Below are 16,938 nucleotides of genomic sequence, written 5' to 3'. Positions count from 1 at the left end.
AAAAAGTCTTATTGGTTACGGCAGATAAGGAAATTGTGGATAGTTACTTTATCACCTACGCTGCTCGCTATTATCTCTGGAATGTGCATGTGGATGCAAGGGAAAACTTCCTGCTAGATGACCAAGAATTTACTCAAATCTTAGCGTCTTATGATGAGGTATTGTTGCTAGATAACCACCACACCTTTAATGCCATGACTAAGAAAGTATTTGGCAAAACTTACGAGCCAGGCTTGTATCAAACCGCTACAATGTTAGCGGCACAATCGAAAGAATGAAAGGAGTTGTTTGCTTTTATGGTAAGAGAGATGATGTGAGGCATTATCCCTTTTATTGCTATTGGAAAGGAACGATATGACCATTTTAAGATTAAGTTTATTTGTCTTTTTGACGGGCGGCTATACTGCCTTTTTCCGTAATCGTTTGAAGATGAACCGCCGTTTGACTTGGGTGTTTACCTTCTCAGCGATTACCTTGATATTATATGTTGCGAGTTTATTAAATATTTTACTGGGTGCTGTTTATGGTATTTGTGGACTAGGTGCTATTTTGAGCATGTATCAGATCTGGCGATATATGACCAAGAAAGATAGCATCAGAGGGCTTGATTTTACAGCTCTTGCTATGTTGCTCTATCTCTTGCTTTTTGGTGCAGTTTTATTGCAATCGCCATTGCTTCACTTTGATAATTTCACCCATTGGGGCAGTATCGTCAAATTTTTATTTATCAATGATAGCCTACCAACGCAACAAGATACTATCATTGATTTTTACACGTATCCTGTGGGAAGTTCTTTATTTATTTACTTATTTACCAAGGTTGTCGGATTTTCAGAAGGTGTCATGTTGGTAGGGCAATTGGTTCTTATCTTGTCAGGCTCGTATGCCATGTTTGCTGCCTTGCGTGATGAACGCCGCGCCTTGCCCTCAGCAATGATTTTTGCCACTTTTGCTGTGTTCAATGTTTTTAATATTGCCATTCGTTTGAACAATCTTTTGGTGGATTTTCTCTTGCCTGTGCTGGCTTTAGCAGCAATCGCAGGCTGCTTTGCTTACCGCAATCAATTTTGGCGGATGTCCTTGCACACCTTGGTGGTTTTAGGTCTTTTGAGCATTGTTAAGGTGAGTGGACTTTTCTTTGTGGCCATTGCCTTGTTTGTCTATTTGTTTTTTGTGGTTCGCTTGATACGGCGCAAAATCATCAGATGGTGGAACCTATTTCCAGCTTTGTTGACTGCAGGACTTAGTTTTCTTCCTTATCTCCTTTGGCAAATACACATGAGCCTCAACTTTACCAATGTGTCTAAAGCTAAGCACGCGGTGTCTTTTTCAGAAATTGACCAAATACTGGCAGGGCATATGGATGATGTGGCACAAGAAATCATAACCCATTTCACAAAAGAAGTCTTTCAATTTGGTAGTCTGGCAACGCGTGGCATTATCGGGCTAAACCTTGTCATGCTAGTTGCTGTGATTGGTTTTGGTCTTTTTGCTCATCGATTCAGACGTTTATTGGCCACTTGGGTATTGCTAGATGTAATGATTGTGGCCTATTACGTTGGGATTTTGTTGATGTATTTGACGGCTATGCCAACGGACGAAGCCTTGGAACTAGCTGGTTTTGATCGTTATGCATCTAGTATGGTTATTATGGCCTTTGGTTTGATGGTTATGCTTTTAGCCAGAGAAACGGACCGCTCTTTGTATGAAAAAACATTTGAGAAACGCAACCTGCGTTCCTTTAAAAACCTAGGCACCAAGCGATTGTACCAGTACACAAGCTTAGCCTTGATTGGTTTTTCTGTCTTTATGCTCTTATCAGAAATCAATGAAATCAGACACAGTAATGAGTACGAAAGAGTACAGTCCTTGGAAGAATTACGCCATTTGACAGGCAATCGCATGACACCATCTAAGACGAAAATCCTGCTTGTCAGCTCAGACAAAGAAAAAATTGACAACTACTATCTTATCCGAGCGGCACGTTATTACCTTTGGAATGTCAATGTCGATGGTAGAGAGGATTTTGACCTTAGCGATTCAACCTTTTTATACATTTTAAAATCTTATGACGAGGTGCTTATCTTAGATGACCATTATAGTTTTAATGCCATGACTAAGAAGTTATTTGGTAAGACTTATAAACCAGGATTTCACAAGACAGCCGACCTGTTAGCCAATCTAAAAGAATAGGATTTTGGTCTCTTGTGCTGCTGCCTTGTCATTTTTAAAAGAGTATGATATGATAGTAACAAATACATAAGAGGAGGCGAAGTTTGTAACTTCGCCTCTTATGTGTGCCTCCTGCCACAAACGGCTAAACCTTTGGCTTTGCAAGTCCTTTTAATCCGTTGTATAATGGCAGTGAGAGATGTTAGTAGGCGGTAAAATCTGCTTTTTAAGTGGTTTTTACTGGTATTTTGTCAAACGAAGGAGGGGATTGTCATCGCAAATGCTAATGTGATTATTGAACGTGTCACAGAAGTTATCGCACCTGCCATTCAAGACCCATTTGAATTGGTGGATGTTGAGTACGGAAAAATGGGAAGTGACTATGTTCTTAGTGTCTTAGTGGATAAGCCTGGTGGGATTACGGTTAATGACACCGCTGATTTGACTGAGATTATTAGCCCTTTATTAGATAATATTCAGCCAGACCCATTTCCAGACCAATACATGTTGGAAGTGGCTAGCCCTGGTTTAGAGCGTCCTTTAAAAACAAAGGAAGCTTTGGAAAAAGCTGTCGGCTCTTACATCAATGTCAGCCTTTACAAGGCAATTGACAAAGTGAAAGTATTTCAAGGTGACCTTGTCGCTTTTGATGGTGAGGTATTGACCATGGAATATTTGGATAAAACCAAGAAAAAAACAGTAGACATTCCATATGCAACAGTTGCTAAAGCTCGCTTGGCAGTGAAGTTGTAGTCAAAGGAAATGTCACTAACGTTTTTTGCTTTTTAATGTGAGAATAGATTTAAAACGAAAGGATAAGGCTCTACTTGTGATAGGGCTATGAAAAAAATGAGCAAAGAAATGCTGGAAGCCTTCCGTATTTTGGAAGAAGAAAAACATATTAACAAAGAAGACATCATTGATGCTGTCAAAGAATCTTTGAAATCAGCTTATAAACGCCGCTACGGCCAATCAGAATCATGTGTGATTGAATTTGATGAAAAAACTGCTGATTTTAAAGTTTATACAGTGCGTGAAGTTGTTGAAGAGGTTTTTGATAGCCGTTTAGAAATCAGCTTATCCGATGCGTTGAAAATTAGTTCAGCTTATGAGCTTGGGGACAAGATTCGCTTTGAAGAATCAGTGGCTGAATTTGGTCGTGTTGCGGCGCAATCAGCAAAACAAACCATCATGGAAAAAATGCGTCGCCAAATTCGTGAAGTGACTTATAATGAGTACAAACAACACGAAGGTGAAATCATGACAGGGACAGTTGAGCGTTTCGACCAACGTTTCATTTATGTGAATCTTGGTTCATTAGAAGCTCAATTGTCACACCAAGACCAAATTCCTGGTGAAACCTTCAAATCACACGACCGTATCGAAGTTTACGTTTACAAAGTGGAAAACAATCCAAAAGGTGTGAATGTCTTTGTTAGCCGTAGCCACCCACAATTTATCAAACGCATCATGGAACAAGAAATTCCCGAAGTGTTTGATGGAACAGTTGAAATCATGAACGTTTCACGTGAAGCTGGTGACCGTACCAAAGTGGCTGTTCGTAGCCACAATCCAAACGTGGATGCTATCGGAACGATTGTCGGACGTGGTGGAAGCAACATCAAACGTGTGATTAGCAAATTCCATCCAAAACGCTACGATGCTAAAGCAGGTGTGGAAGTACCTGTTGAAGAAAACATCGATGTGATTCAATGGGTAGAAGACCCAGCAGAGTTCATCTACAATGCTATTGCACCCGCTGAAGTTGATATGGTCTTGTTTGACGAAGCAGATAGCAAACGCGCAACAGTTGTTGTGCCAGACAACAAATTGTCGCTAGCTATCGGTCGCCGTGGTCAAAATGTTCGTTTGGCTGCACATTTGACAGGCTATCGCATTGATATCAAGTCAGCTTCTGAGTATGAAGCCCTTGAAGCAGAACGTGAAGCGCAAACTGAACTTGTTGAAGAAGTTGTCGAAGATAGCGTTGCATCAGCTATGGTGGATGAAGCTATTGAAGAGGCTGTAACATCAGCTATCGTTGATGAAACCGTTGAAGTCGAGGATACGACTAAATCAGATCTTCTGTCAGACGACGATACAGAATAAGAAAGATAGAGGTGTTTGATGGCTAAAACACGTAAAATACCTTTAAGAAAATCAGTTGTTTCAGGAGAAGTCATTGATAAACGTGATTTGCTTCGCATTGTGAAAAATAAAGAAGGCGAGATTTTTATCGATCCAACTGGTAAGAAAAACGGTCGTGGTGCCTACATCAAATTAGATATTAACGAAGCCATTCAAGCCAAAGCTAAAAAGGTCTTTAATCGTAGCTTTTCAATGGATGTTCCAGAAGCCTTTTACGATGAATTGATTGCTTATGTTGATCACAAAGTGAAAAGAAGAGAGTTGGGCCTTGAATAATCGCGAAAAATTATCTCATTTAATTGGTTTAGCACAGCGTGCAGGAAAAGTGATTTCAGGTGAAGAGTTAGTCATTAAGGCAATTCAAACGGGTAAAGCACAATTTATTTTCCTAGCCAACGATGCTGGTGTCAATTTAACCAAGAAAACAACTGATAAAAGTCATTATTATAACGTAGAAGTCTCCACAGTGTTTAGTACACTGGAATTAAGTGCTGCCCTTGGTAAGCCTCGTAAGGTCATTGCTATCGCAGACGCTGGATTTTCAAAGAAAATGAGGACTCTTATGAACTAAAAGAATAGGAGGACATCACTATTGTCAAAGAAAAGATTGTATGAAATTGCTAAAGAAATGGGCCGTCCAAGTAAGGAAGTTGTCGAATATGCACAACAACTTGGTATTGCGGTTAAAAGCCATTCTTCTAGCGTAGAAGAAGCTGATGTAAAGCGTATTGTTGCAAAATTGTCAGAATCAAAACAGACGCCTCCGTCAGCAAAATCAGCAGAACAGCTAGCCGCTAAGACTCCTGAAGCTTCTGCTGCAAAACTAACGACAGCGAAACCAAAAAGTCGCAATTTTAAAGCCGAACGTGAGGCTCGTGCGAAAGCACAAGCTGAAAAACGTGCGAATGCGAATAAAGGTGGTAAAAAACGTCATCAAGAGCAAGACGGCAACCACCGTTCACAACAGCCTGCTAAGTCAGCAAGGCATGGCAAAGATGCTCAAAGAGGGCATCAAGCTAACCGTCAGCAGACTAGAATAAACCGTTCTGCTCAACCGTCACAAGCTCAGAAGCCACGTATTGACTTTAAAGCGCGTGCGGCAGCCCTGAAAGCTGAACAAAATGCAGAGTACTCACGCCAAAGTGAAACACGTTTCCATGAGCAAGAAGAAGCCAAACGTCGTGCAAAACAGACGCGAGAAAAAGAACATGAGGCTCGCTTAGAAGCAAAACAGAAAGCTGAGGAAACAAAAAAGGTGACTAAGAAAGAAATACCTTTATCACCAGTTGCAGCAGCAGAACCTGCTTCTCAAGCAATTGATAAACGTCGTAAAAAACAGGCTCGTCCTGAAAAACCACGAGATTATAATCATGATAATGAGGACGGTCCACGCAAAACTAGAAAAAACCGGAATAGTCAAAATCAAGTGAGAAATCAAAAAAATAGTAATTGGAACAGTAATAAAAACAAAAAAGGCAAACACAATCGCAACCAAGCACCAAAACCAGTCACAGAACGCAAATTCCACGAATTGCCTAAGGAATTTGAATATACTGAAGGGATGACTGTTGCAGAAATCGCAAAACGTATCAAACGTGAACCAGCTGAGATTGTTAAAAAACTCTTTATGATGGGCGTTATGGCCACTCAAAACCAATCTCTTGACGGTGATACCATTGAATTGTTGATGGTGGATTACGGTATTGAAGCCCACAAAAAAGTGGAAGTGGACAATGCCGATATTGATCGTTTCTTTGAAGATGAAAACTACCTCAATCCAGATAAAATGGTTGAGCGCGCGCCTGTTGTTACCATCATGGGACACGTTGACCATGGTAAAACAACCCTTCTTGATACCCTTCGTAATTCACGTGTCGCTACAGGCGAAGCTGGTGGTATCACACAACACATCGGGGCTTACCAAATTGTTGAAGGTGGCAAGAAAATCACTTTCCTTGATACGCCAGGACACGCGGCCTTTACATCAATGCGTGCGCGTGGTGCGTCAATCACAGATATTACAATCTTGATTGTTGCTGCTGATGACGGTGTTATGCCTCAAACGGTCGAAGCCATTAACCACTCTAAAGCTGCTGGTGTCCCAATCATCGTTGCAATCAACAAAATTGATAAACCAGGTGCCAACCCAGAACGTGTTATTGGTGAATTGGCAGAACACGGTATCATCTCAACAGCTTGGGGTGGGGATTGTGAATTCGTTGAAATTTCTGCCAAATTTGGTAAGAACATCGATGAATTGCTTGAAACCGTTCTTCTTGTAGCTGAAATGGAAGAATTGAAAGCAGACCCAACCGTTCGTGCGATTGGTACAGTTATTGAAGCGCGTCTTGATAAAGGAAAAGGTGCTGTGGCAACTCTTCTTGTTCAACAAGGTACCCTTCATGTGCAAGATCCTATTGTTGTCGGAAATACCTTTGGACGTGTGCGTGCCATGACCAATGACCTTGGTCGTCGCGTGAAAACAGCAGAACCATCAACCCCTGTTTCAATCACAGGTCTAAACGAAGCCCCAATGGCAGGTGACCATTTTGCTGTTTACGAGGATGAAAAAGCAGCGCGTGCAGCTGGTGAAGAACGTGCCAAACGTACCTTGATGAAACAACGTCAAGCCACTCAACGTGTCAGCCTTGAAAATCTCTTTGATACGCTTAAAGCTGGTGAAGTTAAGACCGTTAACGTGATTATCAAAGCCGATGTACAAGGTTCTGTTGAAGCCCTTGCTGCCTCACTTCTTAAAATCGATGTTGAAGGCGTTAAAGTGAGCGTTGTTCACTCTGCTGTCGGTGCAATCAACGAATCTGACGTGACCTTGGCAGAAGCATCAAATGCCTTTATCATTGGATTTAACGTCCGCCCTACTCCACAAGCGCGTCAACAAGCAGAAGAAGATGAAGTGGATATTCGCCTTCACTCAATTATCTACAAAGTTATTGAAGAAGTAGAAGATGCCATGAAAGGTATGCTTGACCCTGAATTCAAAGAAAAAGTTATCGGGGAAGCTATTATCCGTGAAATCTTCAAAGTCTCTAAAGTGGGTACTATCGGAGGATTTATGGTTACAAGTGGTAAAATCACACGTGACGCTAGTGCCCGTGTTATCCGTGACGGTGTCGTTATCTTTGATGGCAAACTTGCCAGCTTGAAACACTTCAAAGATGACGTTAAAGAAGTCGGAAACGCCCAAGAAGGTGGTTTGATGATTGAAAACTTCAACGACATCAAAGTGGATGACGTTATCGAAGCTTACATTATGGAAGAAGTGAAACGTTAATTCCCATTGAGGCAAATGCCTCTAATGGGAATACGGCAAGCACTATGGTGCATTGCCTAAACGTTACATAGTTACATGTGAGAAATGAATAAAAGCTAGGTTTGCTTAGCCTAGCTTTTTCAAAACAATAGAAAGGACAAAGATTATGGCTAATCATCGTATTGACCGTGTTGGTATGGAAATCAAACGGGAAGTGAATGAGATTTTGCATAAAAAAGTGCGTGACCCTCGTGTTCAAGATGTGACTATCACAGATGTTCAAATGCTTGGGGATTTGTCAATGGCAAAAGTTTATTACACCATTCACTCTGATCTTGCCTCAGATAATCAAAAGGCACAAATTGGTCTTGAAAAGGCAACAGGAACCATCAAACGTGAGTTGGGTCGTAACTTGACCATGTATAAAATTCCTGATTTGACCTTCATCAAGGACGAATCTATCGAATACGGTAATAAAATTGACCAAATGCTTCGTGATTTGGAGAGTAAAAACTAAACGATTGAAGAGCTCACTAACAAGTGGGTTCTTTTTATGCTATAATGGAGGTGTTTTTTGAAATGAGGAAGGCAATAAAATGAAAATCACAGTGTATTTAGCGTCAAGTATGGGCAATCCGATCTACCGTGACAGTGTGGAGGCTTTTGGCGATTGGATGGCGCAAAAGGGATATGATTTGGTTTATGGCGGGAGTCAGACTGGGTTGATGGGACTTTTGGCAGATCGGATCTTGGCTCATGGTGGAAAGGTTTACGGCATTATGCCAGATTTTCTTCAAAAACGTGAGGAAGTCCACCAAGGTTTGACGCAGCTGCGTATTGTAGCTGATATGGATGAGCGTAAGCGTCTGTTAATGGAAATGGGTGATGTTTTGGTTGCCTTTCCAGGTGGTCCTGGAACGCTTGAAGAGATTAGTCAGGCGATTTCTTGGGCGCGCGTGGGACAACACGACAAGCCTTGCTTGCTTTTTAATGCTAATGGTTATTATGATAGCCTCAAAATCCAATTTGACCAGATGGTCAGTGCGGGATTTTTAACGACAGCTGACCGTGACAAGGTTCTCTTTGTCGATAGTCTGCAAGCCTTAGAAGAAGTTATCAGTAGTTATCAGAAATGAGAGCTAGATTTGAAACTTCTTGGCTAGTAGCAGGGGTAGGATGCCATTATATTAAAGAATAATACGCTAGATGAAACAGATTACTTTGATTTTGGCAATGTGTTTTATTTTTTTGTTTTATACTGTTGACAAACGTAAACGATAGACTTATAATAAGATTACAAATGTAGACGATAAGAAATGAGAAAGGAGAGCAGATGGCTATTTCAAATGCAGAATGGGAAATCATGCGGGTTGTTTGGACCAAGGAAGAAACGACGAGCAGTGAGATTTTAGACATTCTTGAAGATAAGACCGATTGGACGGCTTCGACGGTTAAGACTTTGTTGAAACGTCTTGTGGATAAGGGTTATCTGAGCACGCAAAAGGTTGGAAAGTCTTTTCGTTATTCGGCTTTGATTTCAGAAAATGAAGTCATGAAGCAAGAAACAACGGATTTCTTTAATAAGTTTTGCCAGCGAAAGCATGTGGAAATCGTTAAGCATCTCCTAGAATCCATGCCGATGACGGAGGCAGATGTGACCTTATTAGACGAAACGCTTTTAGCTAGGAAAGAAAATGTCTTGGAAGAAGTGCCTTGTGATTGTGTTGATGGGCAATGCCGTTGCAAGGAACACTTGACTTTAGAGTAGCAAAACACACATACGAGAAGAGGTTTAGCCATGTCAAAAAAAGAAGTTTTTGTGATTGATGGGATGACGTGTGCGTCCTGTGCAGTAACGATTGAAGAGGCTGTCAAAAAGTTAGACCATGTGCAGTCCGTTGTTGTCAACCTCACAACTGAAAAAATGACGGTTGAGTATGACCCTGATGTTGTCACTGAAAGCATGATTGAAAAGGCAGTGTCAGACGCAGGGTACAGTGCCTCTGTTTTTGACCCTAAAACATCAAAGAGCCAAGCAGAGCGTCAAGACGAAGAAACCCAAAATATGTGGCGTAAGTTCGTCTGGTCTGCTGTCTTTACCGTGCCTTTGCTTTACATTTCAATGGGGAGCATGATGGGGCTTTGGGTGCCACAATTCATGTCAATGTCAGCTCATCCCATGGTGCATGCCGTGATAGAATTGCTTTTGACTTTACCCGTCATGTACTTTGGTCGCCGCTTTTACATTAGTGGTTTTAAATCATTGAGCAAGGGTCACCCTAATATGGATGCCCTGGTTGCTCTAGCAACAAGTGCCGCCTTTGTTTATAGTATTTACAGCATGTGCCAAATTTTCGCTGGTCACCTTCATGCTGTTCATATGCTTTACTTTGAATCTGTTGCGGTTATCTTGACCTTGATTACCTTAGGTAAATATTTTGAAACCTTGTCTAAAGGTCGGACCTCAGATGCCATTAAGAAATTGATGACCTTATCTGCTAAGGAAGCCACTGTTATCCGTGACGGCAAGGAAATCTCTATCCCCATAGAAGATGTGGTGGTCGGAGATATGCTTTTGGTAAAACCAGGTGAAAAGGTCCCTGTGGATGGGGTTGTGGTATCAGGATATAGTGCCATCGATGAATCCATGTTGACGGGTGAAAGTATCCCTGTTGAAAAAGTTGTGGATGATAAGGTTTACGGTGCTTCAATCAATGGACAAGGTGCCTTGACCATTCGTGCCGAAAAAGTCGGTGGCGATACCTTGTTATCTCAAATCATCAAATTGGTTGAAGATGCCCAACAAACCAAAGCACCTATTGCCAAGATTGCTGACCGTGTGGCTGGTGTCTTTGTCCCAACGGTTATGGTTATCGCAATTGTGACCTTCCTCTTTTGGTATTTGCTCATGGGCAAGAGCTTTGTTTTCGCCCTTCAAGTTGCCATTGCCATCTTGGTTATTGCTTGTCCTTGTGCCTTGGGATTGGCAACTCCGACTGCTATCATGGTCGGTACTGGTCGTGGTGCTGAAAATGGTATTCTTTACAAACGAGGCGATACTCTTGAAAATGCCCACCATTTAAATGCCATCGTCTTTGATAAGACAGGTACCATTACCCAAGGGAAACCGCAAGTTGTGGATATCTTTGCCTATCAAGGTGATAAGGACCGTTTGCTTAGCCAAGTGGCTTCGATTGAAAAATTCTCTGAACACCCTTTGAGCCAAGCCATTGTGGAAAAAGCTGACGAATCAGGCTTGTCTTTAGTCGCTGTGGATAATTTCGAGTCTTTGACAGGTCTGGGCTTGCAGGCTGACTGTGACGGTCAAACCTTGTACGTCGGTAATCATAAATTGATGGCAAACCATCAAATCAACCTTACCCAAGCAGAAGATGCAGTCAAACAAGCCACGCAAAAAGGTCAAACCCCTATTTATGTGGCAGATAAGAAGCATTTATTGGGTGTTATTACCGTTGCTGATTTGATTAAATCAGATAGTAAAGAAACAGTTGCCAAGTTGCAAGCTGCTGGTTTGGATGTGGTGATGTTAACTGGTGATAATGAACAAACGGCCAAGGCCATTGCCAAACAAGTTGGCATTACAACGGTTATTAGTGATGTTTTGCCAGACCAAAAATCTCGTGTGATTAAGGATTTGCAAGCTCAAGGTAAGAAAGTTGCCATGGTTGGTGATGGTATCAACGATGCCCCTGCCTTAGCAGTAGCTGATATTGGTATTGCCATTGGTTCAGGTGCAGATATTGCCATTGAATCTGCCGATATTATCTTGATGAAAGCAAGTATCTCAGATGTCTTGAAAGCTTTGTCTATTAGCCGTTTGACCATTAGGGTCATCAAGGAAAATCTATTCTGGGCTTTCATTTACAATATCTTGGCTATCCCAGTTGCCATGGGTGTCCTCTACCTCTTTAGTGGTCCCCTACTCAACCCAATGATTGCTGGTTTGGCTATGGGCTTTAGTTCAGTATCTGTTGTGCTTAACGCCCTTCGTTTGAAATACATTAAATTAACTTAGATTGCTAAAAAACAGGAGGTATTCTGATGGAAAGAACATATGAAGTTACTGGAATGAAATGCGATGGTTGCGCCAAAACCGTCACTGAAAAATTATCAGCCGTTCATGGTGTGGAAAAAGTGGTCGTGGATTTGGATAAAAAACAAGCCACTATCACAGGCAGACCATTTAAATTCTCACTTCAACGTGCTTTAAAAGGCACCAAGTACGCCCTTGGTAAAGAGATAAAGGCTAATTAAATACTGAAAAATGTTTTTTTATGGCCTTAAAAATGATACACTAGTTGCGTAAGAAAAATAGGTTTGGATTGGTATGACGATAGACGTTTGGGATTTATTGACCATTATTGGTACCATTGCCTTTGCCTTATCAGGGGCTATTGTGGCAATGGAAGAAGATTTTGATATTTTAGGCATGTTCATCTTGGGCTTTGTCACGGCTTTTGGCGGTGGTGCTATCCGCAATTTGCTGATTGGCTTGCCAATTGGAACGCTGTGGTCGCAAGGGGATGCGTTTTATTTTGCTTTGGCGGCTATGTTGCTGATTATGTTGTTTCCAAATGTTGTGACAAAGGGTTGGCTAAAAGCAGAAGTCTTGACAGATGCGATTGGTTTAGCCTCTTTTAGCGTCCAAGGTGCCATGTATGCCATGAAATTGCATCAGCCTTTAAGCGCGGTGATTGTCGCAGCAGTTCTAACAGGAGCTGGTGGCGGTGTGGTCCGAGATGTCTTAGCAGGACGAAAACCTGGTATCTTGCGTAGTGAGGTCTATGCGGGCTGGTCTATTTTAGCGGCATTTGTTCTTTATTTTGGCATTGTGACAAGTGACACGGGCTACTATGCCCTGGTGCTGGTCTTGGTTATTCTTCGCATGATAGGTTACAAACGTCAATGGCATTTACCAAAAATAAAAGGAAAGGTGACACCACATGATTAAACTCATCGCAATTGATTTAGACGGCACTTTGCTAAATTCAGAGAAAAAAATTCCCAAAGAAAACATCTCAGCCATTCAAGCGGCAGCACAAGCAGGCGTAAAAATCGTGCTCTGCACAGGACGCCCAAAATCTGGCATTGTGCCTTATTTTGAACAATTGGGGCTGACTGATGAAGAATACATCATCATGAACAATGGCTGCAGCATTTACAACACAAAGAATTGGGAATTGATGAGCTATGCCCAAATCACCAATGAGGAGCTGGACCAATTACAAGCGGCTGTGCGTGATTTTCCAGAGGTTTACTTGACCTTGACAGGTGAAAAGCATTATTATGCTGTCGGTGATGTCGTCCCAGAATTGGTGCAGTACGACGCTGGCTTGGTCTTTGACACAGCCAAAGCCATCAGCCTTGAGGCAATCAAAGACAGCTCAGAAATCATTTTCCAAGCCATGTACATGGCAAAAGCACCTGTTTTAAATCCTTTCCAAGCAGCCAAGGAAGTGGATTTGGCAGCAGATTTTAGCGTGGTACGTAGCCAGCCTTATATCTTTGAAGCCATGCCAAAAGGCTACACCAAGGCGACGGCCTTAAAAGCTTTGTCAGAAAAACTAGGCTTTAGCCCTGATGACGTCATGGCGATTGGCGATGCGGCAAATGATTTGGAAATGTTGCAATTTGCTACTCATAGTGTTGCCATGGGCAATGCGACTGATGAGGTCAAAGAAATCTGCCGTTACCAAACCACGGTAAACGACCAAGCAGGTGTTGCCAAAGCTATTTACGATTACGTTTTAAAAGATTAACAGCAAAGTCTTGTTCCAAAGTTTTTGTGGAGCAAGACTTTTTTAAGAACACGAGCTTTTTATAGTTTCCGTAAGCTTTTAATGATATAATCGAGAGAGAAATACTTTGGTAATCAAAGTATATGATGCAAGGAAACGAGGAAATAGAGATGAGTTGGAAAATTGTGACAGATTCGGGTTGTGATTTTAAGGACATTGGTGTACCCGAAAAAGATTTAGCCTTTCAAAATGTCCCCCTGACCTTACAAATTGGTTCAGAACTTTTTGTGGACGATGAAGGCTTGGATGTTGAGGCTATGATGGACACCTTATATGAAAAATCCGTGCCGTCAAAGTCGAGCTGTCCTAGCCCAGACGCTTTCTTACGAGCTTACCAAGGTGCTGATAGTATCATTGTTATCACCATTACAGGGGCTTTATCAGGTAGTCACAATAGTGCTCAGATTGCCAAGCAAATGTTATTAGAAGAGCATCCCAACGTCAATATCCATGTGATTGATTCCTTGTCAGCTGGTGGTGAAATCGATTTGCTGGTCTTGGAGTTAAAACGTTTGATTTTATCAGGACTTTCTTTTGACCAAGTGCTCGAGGCAATCGAACGTTACCAAGCCAAAACAAGACTGCTTTTCATCCTAGAACATGTGGATAATCTGGTCAATAACGGCCGTTTGAATAAATTGGTCGGTAAGGTTGTCGGTTTGCTCAATATCCGCATGGTTGGGCAAGCCAGCCCCGAAGGAACGCTTGATTTGTTGCACAAGGCAAGAGGTCAGAAAAAAGCCATTCAGGCCACTGTTAACGAGATGCTGGCAGCTGGTTACCAAGGAGGCAAGATCATGATTACCCACGCAGGCAATGAAAAAGCCTGCCAACAATTGCGTGACAAGCTTCGTGATTTGTTTCCAAAAGCAGATATCCAATTTGTCAATGCTTCTGGTTTATGTAGTTTTTACAGTGAAAGAGGCGGTTTGTTACTAGGATATGAAACCCATTAAAAGGTCTAGGAGTTTAACTCCTAGACCTTTTGTCATGTGCATTTTAGTAGCCGTAGTAAGTTTGGCTGCTGCTTGTCGCAGTAGAATCTGAGTAGGTATTGTAACCGTAGGTTTGACTGCTGCTGTAATTGTTGTTGTAAGTTGTTGTATCGTCAGCCGTTGAAGCGTGTGTTGTCGTCGCTGAGCTTGGTGTTGTTTGTGTTGCAACACTTGCTGAACGAGCAGAGATAGCATTGGCAACAGCATCGATACGCGTTTGCAATTGGTCTTTAACATCTTGATTAGTTACGGTGTCAACAGCATCTTGTGCGGCAGTGACATTAGCAGAGGTTTGTTCTGCTTCGGCAGCTGCAACGGCACTTTCGGCATTGCTTTCATTGTTGATTTCAGCTGAAATAGCGTCCAATTGCGATTGCAAATCGGTTTTCTTAGCTTCGTCAGACAATTTGTTAATCGCAGCTTGAGCATTGGTAATCGCTTCTGATGTGCGTTTGTCTTGGGCTTCGGCTAGAGAAGCTTTTGCTTTTTCTTCCAATTCTTCTTCGCTGGTTGTTGAAGAAGAGGCAACAGAAGAGCTTGTTGGTTCTGTGCTTGACGCTTTGGTCTGGCTATTGCCGAAAATTAAGTAAATACCAGCCGCAAGAGCAACTAAAATGATACTAAGAATAAGATAAGTGACTTCACTTTTTGAGCGTTTCATGACAACTCCTTTGAGAATTTAATAATAAAATATGCTGTTATCTTACTAAGCTAACACGCTAAAACGTCTGTCATAAACAGACCATTTTATATCATTATACCACAGAAATAGACAGGGATTCCCTTTTTAAAAAAATCCTCTAACTTTTTAAGGTTTCTTTTAGAAAACGAGTTGTTAGAAAAATCAGTTTTTTTTACAAACGTGTAAAAATACAGTAAAGTATTATCTGTTTGTCTGGAATACATTAAAATGGACATATCGTCTTTTTTACGAAAAAAAATATAATATTTGAGGATAACACTGTGTCAATAAATTGGCAAGAGATTGCTTTTAGTTTTTTTGGTGGTTTGGGGCTTTTCCTATTTAGCATCAAGTATATGGGAGATGCTCTCCAACAATCAGCTGGTGACCGTTTGCGTTATTACATTGACAAATACACCAGTAATCCCTTTTTAGGCGTTCTTGTGGGAATCGCCATGTCAGCGCTTATCCAGTCTAGTTCAGGGGTGACGGTAATTACTGTTAGCTTGGTGTCGGCGGGACTGTTGACCCTAAGACAAGCCATTGGTATTATCATGGGAGCAAATATTGGAACAACCATCACTTCTTTTTTGATCGGATTTAACTTAGGTGATTATGGCCTGCCAATGATTTTTGTCGGTTCGGCCCTGCTCTTTTTCACTTCAAATCGGACCTTGAACAATCTTGGTCGGATTATTTTCGGGGTTGGTGGTATCTTCTTTGCCTTCAATATTATGAGTGGTGCTATGGAGCCTCTCAAATCCATTCCAGCCTTTCAGGATTACCTGACGACACTTGGGGATAGACCGATTATGGGAGTGGTGATTGGAACGGTTTTGACTATGATTATTCAATCTTCAGCAGCCATTATTGGGATTTTGCAGAGCCTGTACACGGGTAATTTAATCGATTTGCATGGGGCTATTCCGATTCTTTTGGGAAGCAATATCGGAACCTGTATCACCGCAGTTCTAGCAGCTCTGGGAGCTAATGTGTCTGCCAAACGTGTTGCTGGTGCCCATGTCTTGTTTAACGTCATTGGAACCATCTTGTTTATGATTGTGCTTTCGCCATTTATATATTTTATGGAGTGGCTGCAAGGAGAGTTGCATTTGATGCACGCTATGACAATTGCTTTTGCCCATGGAACCTTCAATATCACCAATACCGTTTTGCTCTTTCCTTTCATTGGAACCTTGGCTTATCTGGTTACTAAACTCATCCCAGGAGATGATGAGGTGGTGCCATACGAAACGGTTTACCTTGACCGCCTTTTGTTGAAACAAGCGCCAGCTATTGCCCTTGGAAATGCCAAGAAAGAGTTGATTCACTTGGGCGCTTATGCGACACAGAGTTTTGAAGCTGCCTTTCTCTTTTTTGATACAGCTGACAACAGCTACGCTGAGAAAACGGAACTTCTAGAAGACACCGTCAATCGTGTGGACGAGGAATTGACGAAGTATTTGGTTGAATTGTCGAGTGAATCCTTGACTCAGCATGAGGGAGAAGTGCTTTCTAGCCTTTTGGATGCCACGCGCGATTTGGAGCGAATTGGCGACCACAGCGTGAACTTGGTTCATTTGATGACTTACAACCAGTTTAAAGGCGTTCTCTTTTCGCCAGCTGCGATAAAGGAAGTTAACCAACTTTATAGCAACACGCACCGCATGGTCCTTGATGCCCTCAAGGTGATTATTGACAATGACACGGTCTTGGCAGGAGAAGTTGTCGAACGCCACCGCGAATTGGCTCAGTCAGCTCGTCAGATTCGTAAAAATCATATCCAGCGCATTAACATTGGCGAATGCACGCCTTTGGCTGGGATCAATTTTAGGCTCTTTGTCAACTGTA

16 protein-coding genes and 1 pseudogene are annotated in these 16,938 nt (G+C 41.9%); 16 read left to right on the top strand and 1 reads right to left on the bottom strand.

Translation table 11 applies throughout. From position 1 onward, the window contains the following. The 15 genes and pseudogenes from B3473_RS06915 to B3473_RS06845 all read left to right on the top strand — a co-directional run. Positions 1–278 (top strand): annotated as a pseudogene (locus B3473_RS06915) (hypothetical protein); the annotation flags it as partial. A gap of 76 nt (positions 279–354) precedes the next feature. Further along, a complete protein-coding gene (locus B3473_RS06910) occupies positions 355–2,193 on the top strand; it encodes a hypothetical protein (protein WP_293678404.1) in 1,839 nt (612 codons plus the stop codon). Between the two features lie 267 nt (positions 2,194–2,460). Beyond that, the gene (gene rimP / locus B3473_RS06905) at positions 2,461–2,925 is read left to right on the top strand and encodes a ribosome maturation factor RimP (protein ID WP_235280988.1); all 465 of its coding nucleotides are present in this window, start codon (positions 2,461–2,463) and stop codon (positions 2,923–2,925) included. Between the two features lie 96 nt (positions 2,926–3,021). Then, positions 3,022–4,281, top strand: a complete 1,260-nt coding sequence (nusA, locus tag B3473_RS06900) for a transcription termination factor NusA (RefSeq protein WP_154455247.1) — start codon at positions 3,022–3,024, stop codon at positions 4,279–4,281. Between the two features lie 18 nt (positions 4,282–4,299). Beyond that, positions 4,300–4,596, top strand: coding sequence for an RNase P modulator RnpM (rnpM, locus tag B3473_RS06895; protein WP_154455235.1), 297 nt, complete (start codon positions 4,300–4,302; stop codon positions 4,594–4,596). After that, positions 4,589–4,891, top strand: a complete 303-nt coding sequence (locus B3473_RS06890; protein ID WP_154455236.1) for a YlxQ-related RNA-binding protein — start codon at positions 4,589–4,591, stop codon at positions 4,889–4,891. Before rnpM ends, B3473_RS06890 begins: the two co-directional genes overlap by 8 nt. A gap of 21 nt (positions 4,892–4,912) precedes the next feature. Continuing rightward, positions 4,913–7,612: a translation initiation factor IF-2 gene (gene infB, locus B3473_RS06885; protein ID WP_154455237.1), complete on the top strand. Its 2,700-nt coding sequence runs from the start codon at positions 4,913–4,915 to the stop codon at positions 7,610–7,612. 145 nt (positions 7,613–7,757) lie between these two features. Beyond that, on the top strand, positions 7,758–8,108 hold the full coding sequence (gene rbfA / locus B3473_RS06880) for a 30S ribosome-binding factor RbfA (protein ID WP_154455238.1): 351 nt from the start codon (positions 7,758–7,760) through the stop codon (positions 8,106–8,108). A gap of 79 nt (positions 8,109–8,187) precedes the next feature. After that, a complete protein-coding gene (locus tag B3473_RS06875; protein WP_154455239.1) occupies positions 8,188–8,727 on the top strand; it encodes a TIGR00730 family Rossman fold protein in 540 nt (179 codons plus the stop codon). Positions 8,728–8,924: 197 nt separating this feature from the next. After that, on the top strand, positions 8,925–9,359 hold the full coding sequence (locus B3473_RS06870) for a CopY/TcrY family copper transport repressor (RefSeq protein WP_154455240.1): 435 nt from the start codon (positions 8,925–8,927) through the stop codon (positions 9,357–9,359). Between the two features lie 30 nt (positions 9,360–9,389). Beyond that, positions 9,390–11,627 carry a heavy metal translocating P-type ATPase gene (locus B3473_RS06865; protein ID WP_154455241.1) on the top strand — a complete coding sequence of 746 codons (2,238 nt, stop codon included), beginning with the start codon at positions 9,390–9,392 and terminating at the stop codon, positions 11,625–11,627. Between the two features lie 26 nt (positions 11,628–11,653). Further along, on the top strand, positions 11,654–11,866 hold the full coding sequence (locus tag B3473_RS06860) for a heavy-metal-associated domain-containing protein (protein ID WP_154455242.1): 213 nt from the start codon (positions 11,654–11,656) through the stop codon (positions 11,864–11,866). 73 nt (positions 11,867–11,939) lie between these two features. Continuing rightward, positions 11,940–12,563 carry a trimeric intracellular cation channel family protein gene (locus B3473_RS06855; RefSeq protein WP_154455243.1) on the top strand — a complete coding sequence of 208 codons (624 nt, stop codon included), beginning with the start codon at positions 11,940–11,942 and terminating at the stop codon, positions 12,561–12,563. Then, positions 12,556–13,371: a Cof-type HAD-IIB family hydrolase gene (locus B3473_RS06850; RefSeq protein ID WP_264879816.1), complete on the top strand. Its 816-nt coding sequence runs from the start codon at positions 12,556–12,558 to the stop codon at positions 13,369–13,371. The genes B3473_RS06855 and B3473_RS06850 overlap by 8 nt, the downstream gene beginning before the upstream one ends. A gap of 149 nt (positions 13,372–13,520) precedes the next feature. Continuing rightward, positions 13,521–14,366: a DegV family protein gene (locus tag B3473_RS06845; protein ID WP_154455245.1), complete on the top strand. Its 846-nt coding sequence runs from the start codon at positions 13,521–13,523 to the stop codon at positions 14,364–14,366. Positions 14,367–14,409: 43 nt separating this feature from the next. Here the strand turns inward: B3473_RS06845 and B3473_RS06840 are convergent, their stop codons facing one another. After that, the gene (locus B3473_RS06840; RefSeq protein WP_154455246.1) at positions 14,410–15,066 is read right to left on the bottom strand and encodes a peptidase; all 657 of its coding nucleotides are present in this window, start codon (positions 15,064–15,066) and stop codon (positions 14,410–14,412) included. Positions 15,067–15,368: 302 nt separating this feature from the next. Here B3473_RS06840 and B3473_RS06835 point away from each other — a divergent pair. Beyond that, positions 15,369–16,938 (top strand): Na/Pi cotransporter family protein (locus B3473_RS06835; RefSeq protein WP_293678394.1); only part of this gene is annotated, 1,570 nt, incomplete at its 3' end.

It is taken from the genome of Streptococcus sp. UBA632 (assembly GCF_002300045.1).
Lineage (GTDB): Bacteria > Bacillota > Bacilli > Lactobacillales > Streptococcaceae > Streptococcus > Streptococcus alactolyticus.
This window is presented reverse-complemented; position numbering and strand designations above follow the sequence as displayed.